This is a genomic window from Acidaminococcus sp. AM05-11 (genome assembly GCF_003472805.1).
Classification (GTDB): Bacteria; Bacillota; Negativicutes; order Acidaminococcales; family Acidaminococcaceae; genus Acidaminococcus; species Acidaminococcus hominis.
This window is the reverse complement of the sequence record NZ_QRMX01000003.1, coordinates 73,266-88,012: the sequence shown is the minus strand read 5'-3', so window position 1 is coordinate 88,012 and position 14,747 is coordinate 73,266. Positions and strand designations below refer to the sequence as shown.

Sequence of the window (14,747 nt, the reverse complement as noted above, 5' to 3'; positions counted from 1 at the left end):
CCTAATGTCTTTTATCATACCATTCTGCTATTTTTCTAGCAAGCGATGGTCCAGGGCCCAGGGTAGATTTTGCGTTTTTTTCACTTTTTGGACTGCGGTAGGGCGAGCAGTCCTCCCCTTCAGGGATTTTGCTTCAGGTATTCGCTCCAGCTTAGATTGGTTTTCCCCGCCTTTTTCTCCACGGTATATTGGTAGAACTGGCGTACCCGGTAGATTTTCCGGGCATTAGCGCTTTCCATCCAGCCAGTGGCCTTTAGGTTGAGCAGATCCAAGCCCCCCAGCTTGGCCTGCCGGTCCGTAATGGTTTCCAGGCTGTCCTGGGGTGCATTCCGCCAAATGTCCCAGATGGCCAGAAAGGCCGTAGTCCGGCCCACCCCGGCCTGACAGTGGAAATGGAGCCAGGCCTCGGGAGGCAGGGTATCCGCCCACTGCAGGAAGACATCCACCTGCTGGGCCTCGGGCCAGAGATGGTCCGTGCAGGGGAACCGCTTATAGCCCACCCCAAAGACGGCGGCCAGCTGCTCCTCAGTAGGTGCCAGCAGCACCTGTACGGAAACCGGATCCTTGGGGAGCTTTTTCTTGCTCAGGGAATAATAGGTTTCTTCCCTGCCGCTTAGCTGGGAAAGCTGTCGGTTCTCCGCTGCCGTAACCGCTGCGGGGGCAAGACCCACGTTGCCCCAGTTGTTCTTCCCGTACCAGCTGACCGCAGCCCCATTAAAATAGCCGTGGGATTCCTGGCGCAGGTCCACATCCACCACCTGTCCGGGCTCCACTCCCCAGGCTTTCAGGTCGTTTACCACGGCCGCCAGGTTCAGGGCCGAGGGCTGGCCGCTGCCGCTGGCCCGCAGGGGCTGGTCCACCCGGTAGTTCCGGGGCAGTTTCAGGGTATTGGGGGCATCCAGCCGCCACACAAAGCCCGGCTCCCGTTCCACCTTGACCTGCAAAGCCGGGGCCGCCGCCCAGGCACCTCCCATAAACAATTGGCTGACCACCAGCCACAGGGCAGCACGTTTCTTCCACTGCATCCCATCATCTTCTTTCCTAATATAGTCCTTTAGCGGAGCTCTGCAGCTTGCCGTACAAATGGCACACAGACTCCGGCACTGCTATTTTTCCGGCAGCCAGCCAAATTTCCGGCAGGCATTGAGGATTCCGCCCTTATCATTGTCCTGGGTCACATAATCCGCCCGTTCTTTCAGGACCGGCCGGGCGTTGCCCATGGCAATGGCGAAAAAGGGTTTCCGGAACATGGTCAGGTCATTGAGCCCGTCCCCAAACACCACGGCGTCAGAAGGATCGGCGTGAAGCAGGTGCATGAGCTTTTCAATGCCCCTACCCTTGTCCACCGGCTCCACCAGATACGTATGGTCAATATAGGGCAGGTGGGGCAGGCCCTGCTGAAAGGCAGGTTCTGTACCTTCCGCTTCCCGGGCATAGGTAATCTTGAAAATCGGGTCCAGGGCTTCAATGTCCACCGGACCTACGTGGGTGGTCATGTAGTTTCTAGGGTCTTCCCGGGGGTAATCCTGGTAGGGCGTATACCGGTCCAGGGTGTTATCCACCACCACCGCCCAGGGCTGCTGCCGTCTGGTCAGGTCCCGGAGCAGGGCCCGGGCAGGTTCCAAGGGGAGCCCTTCCATGGACAGGATTTTTCCGTCCACCGTAAGGCTGCTGCCCCCGTCCGCCACCATAGAAGAAATTCCGTGTTTCTGGGCAAAGGCTGCCGCATCACACTGGATTCGGCCTGTGGCCAGGGCTACAAAGTGCCCGGCGGCCTGGAGGGCATCCAGGCAATACTGGGTATCCGGAGGTACCTGCTGGGAAATCCCCAGGCCCAGGGTCTGGTCAATATCAAAGAAAAAATATTTTTTATGCATAAGTCATCCTTTTCCTTAGCCGGCGAGCCGGCTGATTTTTCCTTATTATACCACGGGGATTTGTGCTTTTTGGAGAACAAGTGTAAAATAGAGCCATTGACCCCACAGGTTCGGGCTGACGCTCTGCGCCGGCCTAACAATAGAGAAGGAGTGATTCATATGCTGAAATTTCTGCGCAGCTGGCATACCCGCCTTACCGCAAAGGACCCTGATGCCAAGGGCCGTTCCGTCCACGGCCTGCTGGCCTTTGTCCTCTTGGCTGTGCTGTGCTTATGCCTCTTTTTTGCCCATTCCATCTACCAAAAGAGAGAAGCCGAAAAAGCCGAACTGGAACGTTCCCTGCGCCTGCAGCAGGCAGAACAGCAGCAGCGCCTGGAAGAAGCCAAACGGGCAGCCCAGCAGCCCCGGACCCCGTCCCTGCCAGTTCCTTCCCAACCCGGTAACGCAGGAACCCAGCCCCAGCCAAATGTCCGCCCGCAGAATCCGCCTCAAGGCCAAACTGGCGGCGTGCCCCTGGAGCCCAAGGTAAAGGCCCAGACTCCTACCATGATTCAGCCAGGAAAAGGCGTCCGTTAAGGACAATTCATATTTATCTTGATAAAAACAAGAAAAAACAACCCCTTTTTGCTTGAAACTTGTTTCATCCTAGTATAGAATGGTACACAAGTGTTTCATATTGCAGAAAGGGGTTGTACTACTTTGTCCGAACAAAATCCTTTAGATTCTTTCGGTTCCCGCCTTGGCTTTATCCTGGTTTCTGCCGGCTGCGCCATTGGCATTGGGAACGTCTGGAAGTTTCCTTACCTTTGCGGCCAATTCGGGGGCGCCGCCTTTATCCTGATCTATTTAATCTTTCTTCTGATTATGGGCATCCCCGTCATGGTCTGCGAATTCGCCATTGGCCGGGGCAGCCGCCGCAGCGCTGCCAAAAGCTTTGAGGTGCTGGAACCGCCGGGCACCCGCTGGCACCGGCTGAAAGGCATCAGCATTGCCGGCTGCTACCTGCTGATGATGTACTACACCACCGTTACCGGCTGGATGCTGTACTACTGCTGGCTCCACATCAAGGGCACCTTTGTAGGCGCTTCACCGGAGTTTATCAAGGCTTCCTTTGGCACCATGCTGTCCAGCCCCAGCATCCTGGTAGGCTGGATGGTGATTACCTGTCTGCTGGGCTTTGCGGTCTGCTATTTGGGCATCCAAAACGGGGTGGAACGGATCAGCAAGTGGATGATGTCCGCCCTGCTGCTGCTGATGATTGTCCTGGCCGCCCACTCCCTGTTCCTGGACGGGGCAGAAAAGGGCATCGCCTTCTACCTGATTCCCAATTGGGACTCGGTAAGCCAGCTGGGCTGGGGCAACATGATTTTTGCCGCCATGAGCCAGGCGTTCTTCACCCTGTCCATTGGTATCGGCGCCATGCTGATTTTTGGGGCCTACCTGCCCCACGGCCGCAGCCTGTTTGGGGAAGCCACCACCATTACAGCCCTGGACACCTTTGTGGCCCTGATGGCCGGCTTCATCATCATCCCGGCCTGCTTTGCCTACGGCATTGAGCCGGACGCCGGTCCGTCCCTGATTTTCCTGACCATTCCCAACCTGTTTGTACAAATGCCCGGCGGCCGCTTCTGGGGCATGATGTTCTTCATCTTCCTGTCCTTTGCCGCCCTGTCCACGGTCATTGCCGTATTTGAAAACATCATCGCCTTTGGCATGAACCTGTACGGCTGGGACCGGAAAAAGAGCGTGCTGATTAACGCCGTCTGCGTGATTCTCCTCAGTGTTCCCTGCGCCCTGGGCTACAACCTGTGGGCCGGCTTCCAGCCTCTGGGCCCGGGCACCGCCGTGCTGGATCTGGAAGACTTTATCGTTTCCAACAACCTGCTGCCCCTGGGCAGCCTGGCCTTTGTGCTGTTCTGCACCCGGGAAAACGGCTGGGGCTGGAAGCACTTCCTGGCGGAGGCCAACGACGGGGAAGGCCGGAACATTCCCACCTCCCTGCACAGCTACCTGCAATACGTACTGCCGCTGATCATCATCTCCATCTACCTGAAGGGCTATTACGATATGTTCGCCAGCCAGGGTACGGAAGTGCTGGTCAAATGGTTCTGCGTGGCCTTCCTGTTCCTGGGCTTCATCTTCTATTGCAGCGCCGGCAAACCTGCGGCTTCCAAAAAAGCTGCCAACGAATAACCTAAAAAAGAAATGCCTATGGATGCTTTCGTCCATAGGCATTTCTTTTTTTGCGTTTAGGCGTCTTCCAGTTTTTTCCGGATGGGAATGGGCCGGCCTGCCTCGTTGATGGAGACATAGGTAAAGACCCCGTCCGCCGCCTTAATGGGCGCCGCGTCTTCCGTTTCCGGCTCCAGATAGGCCACCACCTCCACGTCCAGGGAGCTGCGGCCCACCCGGATGACCCGGCCTTCCAGCTGCAGCACCGTGCCGTAGTGGATGGGCACGTAGAAATTGATGCTTTTCACTGCTGCCGTGGTCACCCGGGTCCAGGTAAAGCGATGGGCCGTAATCCCCGTCACTTCGTCCATCCAGCCCATCAGGGTGCCCCCAAACAGATTTCCCGCGGAGTTGGCCATATTCAGCATCACCGAACGGGTCATGGTGCAGGTGGCAGTCATGCCAGGGCCCTGCTTTCCTCCATGAGTTTCACAAAAGCAGCGGCCACAGCCTTGTAGCCTTCTGCGTTGGGATGGAGCCCGTCCAGCAGCAGTTCCTTGCCGCTTTCTGCAGCGGCCTTGGTCAGCACTTCCTGAAAGTCCAGCACCGGAAGGTTCCGGCGGGCAGCTTCTTCGTCCAGCCAGGCCCGGTAGGTTTTCAGGGCCTCATTGTGCTTGTCCACTTCACTGGGCACCTGCCAGCCGGCTTCGGCACTTTTCAGGGTAGTCAGCGGCGGCTTGCCCAGCACAATCACCTTCAGCCCGGCTTCCTGGGCCTTATCCAGGGTCACCTGGATATTTTCTTCGATGGAGCTCATGGGTTCATCCAGCATGATATCCCGCATGCCGCACAGGATAAAGACCCCGTCGGCATTTTCGTTCAGCACATCATAGGGGAACATCCCCCGCATCACCAGGGTCAGTTTGCCGCCGGCAGCGTTGTTCACCACTTCCAGGCCCAGCTTTTTGCCGGCAATGTCCGGCCAGGTTTCTGTTAACGTTACGTTGGGGCAGCTTACCAAGCTGTCACCGATAAAAGCCATTTTCATAGTCATTCTCCTTATTTTAGGTGCGGGCGCTGAAATCCTTGCCCGCCTTCAGCTGCTGCAGTGCGTTGATGGCCAGCTGGCTCATCAGCCGGGAACCGACCACCAGGGCCTGTTCATCCGGGCAGAATTTGGCGTTGTGCAGACCGTGGACGGGCTGGTCTTTGATGCCGCAGCCCAGCCACAGGAAGGCGCCGGGCACCTTCTGCAGGTAGAAGCCAAAGTCTTCGGCGGTAAGGTCCGGGGAAATACCGGGCACCAGGGCCTCGTCCCCCAGCACCTGGCGCACCGTTTCTGCTGCCAGCTGGGCCGGTACCGGCCAATTGTCCAGTACCGGGTAGCCATAGAAATATTGGAAATCGTAGTCGATGCCGGCACTGAGCTTCAGCCCTTCCAGAATGCCCTTGATGAATTCCGGAATCTTTTTCCGGTTGTCTTCATCCAGGGTCCGAATGGTGCCTTCCAGGGTCACTTCCCCGGGTACCACATTGTACCGGGAACCACCCTGGATGGTGCCGAAATTGATGGTGGCCGTAGCCAGGGGGCTGATCCGCCGGCTGACAATATGGCTCACCTGCTGCAGGAAGTCGGCAGCCGCCATAATGGCATCCACCCCTTCCTGGGGATGTCCGGCATGGGACGTTTTCCCTTTGATAATCACCTTGATCCGGTCGGAGCCGGCCATTAAGGCTCCGGCCTTAACCCCTACCTGGCCACAAAGGAAAGTGGGCCACATATGGAGGCCAAAAACCCCCTGGACCCCGTCCAAAAAACCGTCCTGCATCATGTACCGGGCACCGCCGGTAGGGGACATTTCTTCCGAGGGCTGGAACAGCACCCGGACGCTGCCTGCCAGTTCGTCTTTCCGGCGCAGCAGGCGCAGGATGGTCTCCAGTAAGGTGGTAATATGCATATCATGGCCGCAGGCGTGCATGACACCAGGGTTTTGGGAAGCGTAGGGCAGGCCCGTAGCTTCCGTTACGGACAAGGCATCCATATCCGCCCGCAGGGCAACCATAGGGCCGGGCTGCGCCCCTTGCAGGGTGGCAGCCACCCCGTAGTGGCCCTTGCCCCGGACCGGGTTAAGGCCCAGCTCCGTCAATATATCAAAAACCTTTTGGGACGTTTGTGCTTCCTTGGTGCTGACTTCCGGGTGTTCATGGAACCAGCGGCGCCAGGCCACACATTGGGCCTGCAATTCTTCTTCAGTCATTTTCTGTACATCCATAGATTTCCCCTCCAACCTTGATGTTCCAGGCAGCTTCCCCACTCCAGAGGAAATTTCCTGGTAAGGCTATTCTAACACGGAAACAGGGTTTGGGAAATGCTTTCCCCCGGGTCCCTTCCCGGCAAAGAAAAAGCCCCCGTCCCAAGGGACGGAGGCTCAGTACTACAGGATTCAGGCGTAATCGGCACCTTCCCAGAGGACAATCTTTCCAGTTTTCAGGGACTCCGGAACGTTGATGATCCGTTGGTTCCGGCTGCCCTTAAAGCGCAGGTTCAAATCCTTCTCGGCGTCCACAAATTCGCCATCTACCAGGATATCCAGGTATCCCAGCATTTCCCGGGTAATTTCCGGGTCCCCCACCTTGCCGGCCAGCAGCTCCGTTTCGTACAGATAACCGCTGTAGCACCAGATGGTCTTTTCCGGAAACCGTTCCCGGATGTGACGCAGGAGGCCTACCAAAACTGCCTGGTTGGCGGGTTCAAAGGGTTCCCCACCCAGCAGGGAAAAGCCCCTGATGTAGCCAGGTTCCAGGTCTTCCATAATTTCTTTCACGGCTTCGGACCCAAAGGGTTTGCCGTATTGGAAGTCCCAAGCCTCCTGGTTAAAGCAGTTCTTGCAGTGATGGGTGCAGCCGCTGACGTACAGGGATACCCGGACGCCGGGGCCGTTGGCCACGTCACATTTTTTTATGACAGCGTAATTCACGAACAAAAGCCTCCTTACAGGTGTAATACTCTGGATTTGATTTCTTTGGTCTTGCCTACATTCCAGAAGTTTTCACCCAGGTAGCCGCAGGTCCGGCGGGTTACGTTCATCTTGGACTGGTCTTTGTTATGGCATTGCGGGCATTCCCATTCCAGGTTGTCATTGATCATAATCTCGCCATCAAAGCCGCAAACCTGGCAGTAGTCGGATTTGGTGTTGAATTCCGCATACTGGATATTATCGTAAATGAACCGGACCACATCTTCAATGGCCGTGGGGTTCTTCTTCATGTTGGGCACTTCTACGTAGGAAATGCAGCCGCCGGAAGAAATGGGCTGGAACTGGCTTTCAAATTTAAATTTGGAGAAAGCGTCGATGGGTTCCCGCACATCCACATGGTAGGAGTTGGTGTAGTAGCCCTTATCGGTAATATCAGGGATGGTACCAAAGCGTTCCTTGTCGATCCGAGCAAAACGGTAGCACAGGGATTCTGCCGGGGTGCCGTACAGGGCAAAGCCCAGGCCGGTCTGTTCCTTCCATTCGTCGCAGGCCTTGCGCAGGCGCTTCATCACCCGCATAGCAAATTCTTCCCCTTCCGGGGTGGTTTGGCTGACGCCCTTCATGGCCTTGGTGCATTCGTACAGGCCAATGTAGCCCAGGCTCAGGGTGGAGTAGCCGCCTTCCAGCAGCTTGTCGATGGTTTCGCCCTTCTTCAGCCGGGCAATGGCACCGTTCTGCCAATGGATGGGGCTGACATCGCTGCGAATGCCTTTCAGGGCGTTGTGGCGCACCATCAGGGCTTCGTAGCACAGCTGCAGCCGTTCGTCCAGCAGCTTCCAGAATTTATCTTCATCGCCTTTGGCAATAATGCCAATTTGGGGCAGGTTCAGGGAAACTACGCCCTGGTTGAAGCGGCCTTCGAATTTATAGTTGCCCTTTTCATCCTTCCAGGGAGACAGGAAGGAACGGCAGCCCATGGGAGAGAATACATTCCCCTGGTAGATTTCCTTCATCTTCTTGGCAGAAATGTAGTCCGGGTACATCCGTTTGATGGAGCAGCGTACGGCCAGCTCGGTTAGATAGTCGTACTTGCCGCCCTTCAGGCAGTTGTTTTCGTCCAGCACATACACCAGTTTGGGGAACGCCGGGGTCACATACACACCCACTTCGTTCTTGATGCCCTGGAGCCGCTGCTTCAGGATTTCTTCGATGATTTGGGCATTTTCCTCAATGTATTCGTCCTGGGGATCCAGGTGCATGAACAGCGTTACAAAGGGGGATTGGCCGTTGGTGGTCATCAAGGTGTTGATCTGGTATTGGATGGTCTGGACGCCGCTGGCCAGTTCATCCTTCATCCGGCTGTCCAGCACAGCTTCCATATCCTCTTTGGACATTTGGCCATGGGTGGTTTCCAGCAGGCGTTTCTTGAATTTTTCCCGGCTCCGGCGCAGGTACTTGCCCAAATGGGATACATCCACGGACTGGCCGCCGTATTGGGCGGAAGCCACGGAAGCAATAATCTGGGTCATTACGGTGCAGGCTACCTGGAAGCTCTTGGGGCTTTCAATCAGCTTGCCGTGCATAACCGTGCCGTTGTCCAGCATGTCGCCCAGGTTTACCAGGCAGCAGTTGAACATGGGCTGGATGAAATAATCGGCATCATGGAAGTGGATGACACCGTCATCGTGGGCCCGGGAAATTTTTTCCGGCAGCACCACCCGGCGGGTCAGGTCCCGGGAAACTTCCCCGGCAATCAAGTCACGCTGGGTGGAAACCATTACCGCGTTCTTGTTGGAGTTTTCTTCCATAACGTCCTTATTCTTGTTGCTGATCAAAGACAGGATGGAGTCGTCAGTGGTATTGGCCTTGCGGACCAGTGCCCGGTTGTACCGGTAAATGATGTAGGCCTTGGCCAGGGCATAACGGCCCCGGGTCATGATCTGTTTTTCCACCATATCCTGGATATCTTCCACCAGCAGTCTGGTTTTTTGCTTGTGCTCCACGAAAGAAGCGATCTCTTCAATATCTTCCAGCGGAAGCTGCTCTTTTTCCTCTACGGCCTTGTTGGCCTTTTGAATGGCTGTTACGATTTTGCTGCGGTCAAAAGTTACCGTAGAACCGTCGCGCTTGATTACTTTTTTAGCCATACCCGATCCCTCTCTCCTGAATTTTTTCTACGCAATATATTGTCATTCTTTTATATACAGTTATTGTTGACTGCCCTAATATCATACAATATCTCGGACCATTTCGCAACTACATATTGTGTAAACATCAACGTAAATACACCCAAAACACAACAGGCTGTGTGTTCTCGCAAAGCGGACAAAGGTTACGCTTTTGCCTTTTTCCGTTTCAATCTGTCTTTTTATCTATTTTTTCAGAGGCCAAAAAAGGCGGAGGAATGAGCCCTCCGCCTAATTGATAATATTTATTGTTTACACTTCATTATTGTTTTCTGCGTACAATCTGGTCCGAAATTCTTCCTGAATTTTTTGTAACTCTTCCGGCTGCTGAACCAATTCCAAAATGGTATCTGCCAAAATTTTGGCCCCAAAAACAATGGCCTTGTGAGCCGCCTCCGACTTGCCGGCCTGGATAAAAGCTTCCGAATGGGATACCGTTCCTGGGGGAACAAAGGCTACCCGGATGCAGGAGCCGGGGACCCGGTGCATTACATTGGCAAAGTCCGTGGACCCGGTCCGCTCCCGGGGCGGCTGGCAGTTGGGAGCCTTCAGTTCCCGGGCATGGCGCATGAGGATATCGTTTAGGGTCAGGTTGGGAATCTTGTTGTCCAGCAGTTTGCCCAGCTGGTATTCCACCTGGGTTTCCGTCATCAGGGCGGCCCCCTGGTAGATTTTCTCCAGCCGCTGCATCAGCCCCTTTACTTCCCCCACTGTATTGCCCCGGACCATGACCTGGGCCTGGGTAAAGCTGGGGACCACATTGGCAGCGGTGCCGCCGGCGTCCAAAATATTGTAGTGAATCCGCACATCGTCGGGCACGTGCTCCCGCAGGCACTCAATGCCGTGGAAAGCCAGCAGCATGGCGTCCAGGGAACTCCGGCCGTCTTCGGGCTTCAGGGCCGCATGGGCCGCCTTTCCATGGTAGGTCAGGGTGTATTCCCCATTGGCCAAGCATTTGATATCCGTCTGGGTGGCGGGACCCCCGTGCATCATGAGAGCCACATCCAGTTCCTCAAAGGTCACCCCGTTTTCAATCATAATGTATTTGCCGCTGATATTTTCTTCCCCGGGGGTGCCGTATACCGTCAGGGTAAAGGGTCTATCCCCGGCTGCCTTTTTAATGGCCGCAGCAGCGCCCAAAATGGCCGGTCCCTGCATTTGATGGCCGCAGCCATGTCCCATACCGGCCAGGGCATCATATTCGCATAGAAGGCCAAAATTGGGGCCCCCTTCTCCGTTTTTCCAAACAGCCTTAAAGGCTGTGGGCAGGGTGGCCAGTCCCCGGGTTACGGTAAAGCCCTGCTGCTCCAGATAATCCGTCAGCAGCCCGCTGGCATACACCTCGTTGGGCCCCACCTCCGGGTGATCATAAATGGCATCGGAGAGCTGCCACAATTGGGGCGCCAATTCATCAATCCAGGCATTGGCCTGGGCAATTTTCTGTTCCAGCATGTTGTCTCCTTCTTTCTTGGCAAAGTTTTACATCGGTCCCAGCTGGATAAATTGGGCAATGGCCGCCAGGATGCAGCCCACCACTAGCCAGATGAGAAACAGTTTCCACATAAACCGCATCCACCGGTCGTAGGGGATGTTGGTCACGGACAGGGAACCCATAAGTGCTGTAGAGGTGGGCAGAATGTAGTTGCAGAACCCATCCCCAAAGTTGAAGGCCAGCACCATGGTCTGCCGGGTAACCCCCAGTACATCGGAAAGGGGCGTCAGGATGGGCATAACTGCCACAGCCTGGCCGCTGCCGCTGGTCAGGAAAACGTTGATGATGGTATTGGCCACCACCATGCCGGGAGCAATCACCACCGCCGGCAGCCCTTCCAAAATCTGGGACAGGGCATGAACAATGGTGTAGGTGATTTTCCCGTCGTTCATAATGGCGCTGATGGTGGAAGCCATGCCAATGATGTAGGCAGCTCCCAGCATCTTTTTGCTGCCCTCAATAATGTCCTTGCACACTTCGTTGGCACTGGCTCCGTACAATAGATCCGCCGCTACCGCATAAACCAGGAACATGGCGGACATCTGGTCCATACTCCATTTCCAAACAATGGTTCCATAAATGATGACGGCAAAAATCACAATCAAAAGAATTAAGGGAATCAGTTTTTTCCGAGTCAAGTGGCTGGCTTCTTCCAAATCCAGCGTGCCTTCCCGCTGGAGGGTTTCCTGGTCCAGGTCGTACATGGGGCTCAGCTCCGGTTTGGCCTTCACCTTATTGGCATAACGAATCAAATAGATGTTGGTCACAATGTAATACACCACAAAACAGAAAGACCGGTAGCCCAAGCCGGAATAAGGCGGCAGCTCCGCAATATTCTGGGCTACCAGGGTGGTGGAAACGTTCAGGGTCCCCGTAGAGAACCCTACCGCCCCGCCCAGCAGCATGATGGAAGCCCCAGAAATGGAATCCAGGCCCATGGCCATGCTCAGCATCACCATCACTGGTGCAAAGGGAATAAAGGTATTCACGGCCTGGGTGGTGCAGATTAACCCAAATAGCAGGGTCAGGGCCGGGATAAAGATGTACAGCCGGTCCGAAAACTTCCGGGCGCCAATGGCCAGAAGGGCCTGGAGCGAGCCGGTTTTCGTCACCACATGGAAGGCGGCCCCGGAGAAGAAGATGATCATCATCAGTTCCGCTCTTTGTTCGCAGGCCTTAATGATGTACAGAGGGATTTTCAGAGGATTCACCCCGCTGCTCTGCACATAGTGGAAGGTTGCCGGATCCACCATTTTCCGGCCGCTGGCATTTTTCACGAAATCATACATCCCTGCGGGAATGATCCACGTAAGAAGCACCGCCAGCAATATCATCACGAAGATGATCACAAAAGTATGGGGTACTTCCATTTTTTTGACAGGTTTTCCTGCCGCCGCATTTGCTGTCATTTTCCTACTCCCTTTCCGCAGCAGCCGTTGCGGGCTGCTGCCCTTGATAGGTTCATTGTAAGAAAATTCAGCTTGTACGTCCAATTGTTCTATTTAATCTACTGATAGATTTTTTCTATCATTTGTACAAAATACTGGCTTACCGCAGCAGCTTCCATGCTATAATGGATGAAAATCGGTAAATTTGTCCCTAAGGAGGCAGCAGCATGACCTTTCCCCTGCGCCAGCTCCAATATCTCTGCGTGCTGGCAGAAACCGGCAGCTACCATACCGCTGCCCGCAAACTCTATATTACCCAGCCCACCCTCAGCATTGCCATCAAAAAGCTGGAGGAGTCCTTGGGGGTTCCCCTGTTCCTGCGGGACGGCCGGTCGGTAACCCCCACCCCAGAAGGGGAGCTGGTCCTCGCCTACGCCCGGAAAATCTTGGACCTGGACCAGGAGCTGGCCAGTGCGCTGCTGCCCTTGCAGCAAAGGCGCCAAAACAGTCTGCGCATTGGCACCTACCTGATCTATTCTTCCCTTCTGATGCCCACCCTGATTGCCGCCTTCCACCGCACCCATCCGGACGCCGAAATCAAGCTGACCCATGAGCACCACCAGGAACTGCTGCAAGGGCTGAAGAATAACCAATTTGATGTGATTCTCTCTATCCAGGATCAACCGGACCCGGAATTTGCCCAGCGGCTGTTGAAGCGGGAACCCCTGCTGCTGGCCCTTTCTCCGGACCACCCGGCCTGTGCCCAGGCCATTCCCGTAGCCGGCTCTCCCTATTCTTTTCTGGATTTGGAAGCTCTGCCAAAGGAACTACTGCTTTTGCAGCGACCCTACCAGCAGGTGCGGCTCCAGGAAGATAAGCTGCTGAAAACCGCTGGATTAAACCAGGCAAGGTTCAAAGAAGTGGGCAGCATCGAAACGGCCGTGCGCCTGGCAGCGGAAGGAATGGGGGCTGCTTTCTGCATGAGTTCCTACGTCCATGCCCTGCACATTCCCAAGCCCATCCGCTATTTTCTTACAGGGGACCTGCAGACGGCTCCCTGGCTGACCCTGTCCTATGCCAAAGGCCAGGAACACAACCCTACCCTCCGGGCCTTTCTCCGGCTCACCCAGGAAACCGTGGCCCAAATACTGTAAAAGGCGTTTCTCCCCAGTTAGGAGAAACGCCTTTTGGTTTAGCTTGCTAATACAATAGCCCGTACTTTTTGGCATCCTGCCGCAGCTGCTCCCGAAACTCCGGGTGGGCAATGGCAATCAGGGCTTCCACCCGCCGGGGAATGGAAAGGCCCCTGAGGCAGGCAGTACCGTACTCGGTTACCACGTAGTCCACCAGGGTCCGGGAACTGGTCACCACTGTCCCCGGCCGGAAGCTGGTGACAATCTTGGATTGCAGCACCCGTTTGCCGTCGGCAGTCTTGGCTTCGTAGGCGGAGGGCAGGGCCAGAATGGATTTACCGCCGGGAGAAAATTGGGCTCCTTGGATGGTTTCCGGCTGGGCCCCGCTGGCCGAGAACTGGCGAAAGCCCATGGATTCCCCTGCGCTTTGGCCAGTGAGATCAATTTCCAGGGTGGAATTCAGGGATACCATATTTCGGTTTTTGGCAATAATCCGGGGGTTGTTGGTAAAGGTCCCTGCCCGGAACAGGACGCTGTGGTTGTCGTCCACAAAGTCGAACAGGTCCTGTCCCCCGCTGACGCTGGAGCAGATGGAAAAGCCGTCCATAAAACCCTTTTGGGAATTGTCCACGGCGCCGGAACGGATCAGCTCCAGCATGGCATAGCCAAACACCCCGGAGTGGATGCCCAGGTGCTTCCTATTGCGCAGCTCCACAGCTACCGCATTGGGCAGATGGCCCACCCCCAGCTGCAAGGTGGAGCCGTCCGGAATCAGTTCTGCCACCCGGGCGGCAATCTTCTGGTCCACAGGCTTTGCTTTTCCGGGGTTCCCTGCCGGTACCGGCCGGTCCGTTTCCGTAAAGGCGGTTACCCGAGACAGTGGAATCAGGGTATCCCCGCAGATTCTGGGATGCTTGGAGCTGACTTCCAAAAGGACCAGGGCTCCCGCATTAATAAGGTCCCGTTCAAACAGGGTACTCACCGAAAGGGTGAAGTTTCCTTGGGCATCCAGGGGGGCCGCCGTTGCCAGCAGCACCGGCCGGCGACCTTCCCACCGGGCCCGGTCCATAGTCTTGCGCACCAGGCTGGTGGTATCCCCGGGCAGAAAACCGCACAGCCCTTCCTGGCAAGCCTTGCGTACAGGCGGACTGAAGAACCAGCTCACATGTTCCACCGTATCCCGCATAGCCGGGTCATGGAACCAGGCATGGTCATAATTGGGCCCACAGGAATTGAACACCAGATTTTTCCGGCCCCACTGCCGCAACAGGGGCATCTCCTCAATCAGGGTCACCGGTGCTGAACTGCTTTGGGCGCTGAAAATATAATCGCCGTCCTGGATAGAGGCAAGCACCTCTGCCGGCGTTTTCCGTTTTGCCAGGTATTGGCTGTTTAAATCCATGATAACCTCCCTTAGGACTGCTGCGCAGCCCGCTTTTAAGCTATTATAACAAAAAAATGAAGGATGATTCACCACGAATCATCCTTCATTTTTTGTACCTCAGCCTGCAAGCAGGCTGG

The 14,747-nt window shown here is 55.6% G+C and carries 13 protein-coding genes; 3 read left to right on the top strand and 10 right to left on the bottom strand.

All coding sequences use genetic code 11. The annotated features are described in order from the left end of the window. Positions 1 to 119 precede the first annotated feature (119 nt). Together DW089_RS02675 and DW089_RS02670 are read right to left on the bottom strand one after the other, a co-directional pair. On the bottom strand, positions 120 to 1,025 hold the full coding sequence (locus DW089_RS02675; RefSeq protein ID WP_118286735.1) for a hypothetical protein: 906 nt from the start codon (positions 1,023 to 1,025) through the stop codon (positions 120 to 122). Positions 1,026 to 1,106: 81 nt separating this feature from the next. Then, positions 1,107 to 1,877 (bottom strand): HAD family hydrolase, encoded by a 771-nt coding sequence (locus tag DW089_RS02670; protein WP_105326280.1) that lies wholly within the window; start codon positions 1,875 to 1,877, stop codon positions 1,107 to 1,109. A 159-nt stretch (positions 1,878 to 2,036) separates the two neighbouring features. Here DW089_RS02670 and DW089_RS02665 point away from each other — a divergent pair, with 159 nt between their 5' ends. Both DW089_RS02665 and DW089_RS02660 read left to right on the top strand, forming a co-directional pair. Beyond that, positions 2,037 to 2,453, top strand: coding sequence for a hypothetical protein (locus tag DW089_RS02665; RefSeq protein ID WP_118286734.1), 417 nt, complete (start codon positions 2,037 to 2,039; stop codon positions 2,451 to 2,453). 123 nt (positions 2,454 to 2,576) lie between these two features. Further along, positions 2,577 to 4,070 carry a sodium-dependent transporter gene (locus DW089_RS02660; RefSeq protein ID WP_105326282.1) on the top strand — a complete coding sequence of 498 codons (1,494 nt, stop codon included), beginning with the start codon at positions 2,577 to 2,579 and terminating at the stop codon, positions 4,068 to 4,070. A 56-nt stretch (positions 4,071 to 4,126) separates the two neighbouring features. Here DW089_RS02660 and DW089_RS02655 read toward each other — a convergent pair whose 3' ends face one another. From DW089_RS02655 to DW089_RS02625, 7 genes are all read right to left on the bottom strand, one after another. After that, positions 4,127 to 4,510: an acyl-CoA thioesterase gene (locus tag DW089_RS02655; protein ID WP_105326283.1), complete on the bottom strand. Its 384-nt coding sequence runs from the start codon at positions 4,508 to 4,510 to the stop codon at positions 4,127 to 4,129. Continuing rightward, entirely contained in the window at positions 4,507 to 5,097 is a 591-nt protein-coding gene (locus DW089_RS02650; RefSeq protein WP_105326284.1) for a GDSL-type esterase/lipase family protein, read from the bottom strand. The genes DW089_RS02655 and DW089_RS02650 overlap by 4 nt, the downstream gene beginning before the upstream one ends. Positions 5,098 to 5,113: 16 nt before the next feature. Further along, positions 5,114 to 6,322 (bottom strand): M20 family metallopeptidase, encoded by a 1,209-nt coding sequence (locus DW089_RS02645; RefSeq protein WP_118286733.1) that lies wholly within the window; start codon positions 6,320 to 6,322, stop codon positions 5,114 to 5,116. Between the two features lie 171 nt (positions 6,323 to 6,493). Beyond that, on the bottom strand, positions 6,494 to 7,027 hold the full coding sequence (gene nrdG, locus DW089_RS02640) for an anaerobic ribonucleoside-triphosphate reductase activating protein (RefSeq protein WP_118286732.1): 534 nt from the start codon (positions 7,025 to 7,027) through the stop codon (positions 6,494 to 6,496). A gap of 14 nt (positions 7,028 to 7,041) precedes the next feature. Continuing rightward, complete coding sequence (gene nrdD / locus DW089_RS02635) at positions 7,042 to 9,174, bottom strand: anaerobic ribonucleoside-triphosphate reductase (protein ID WP_105326287.1); 2,133 nt, start codon at positions 9,172 to 9,174, stop codon at positions 7,042 to 7,044. Positions 9,175 to 9,465: 291 nt separating this feature from the next. Beyond that, positions 9,466 to 10,665, bottom strand: a complete 1,200-nt coding sequence (locus DW089_RS02630) for a M20 family metallopeptidase (protein WP_118286731.1) — start codon at positions 10,663 to 10,665, stop codon at positions 9,466 to 9,468. A 27-nt stretch (positions 10,666 to 10,692) separates the two neighbouring features. Further along, complete coding sequence (locus tag DW089_RS02625) at positions 10,693 to 12,075, bottom strand: YfcC family protein (RefSeq protein ID WP_233547538.1); 1,383 nt, start codon at positions 12,073 to 12,075, stop codon at positions 10,693 to 10,695. A gap of 245 nt (positions 12,076 to 12,320) precedes the next feature. Between DW089_RS02625 and DW089_RS02620 the strand changes: the two genes are divergently transcribed. Next, positions 12,321 to 13,247, top strand: coding sequence for a LysR family transcriptional regulator (locus tag DW089_RS02620; protein ID WP_105326290.1), 927 nt, complete (start codon positions 12,321 to 12,323; stop codon positions 13,245 to 13,247). 46 nt (positions 13,248 to 13,293) lie between these two features. Here DW089_RS02620 and DW089_RS02615 read toward each other — a convergent pair whose 3' ends face one another. Then, positions 13,294 to 14,628: an acetyl-CoA hydrolase/transferase family protein gene (locus DW089_RS02615; RefSeq protein WP_118286729.1), complete on the bottom strand. Its 1,335-nt coding sequence runs from the start codon at positions 14,626 to 14,628 to the stop codon at positions 13,294 to 13,296. Between the last annotated feature and the right edge of the window lie 119 nt (positions 14,629 to 14,747).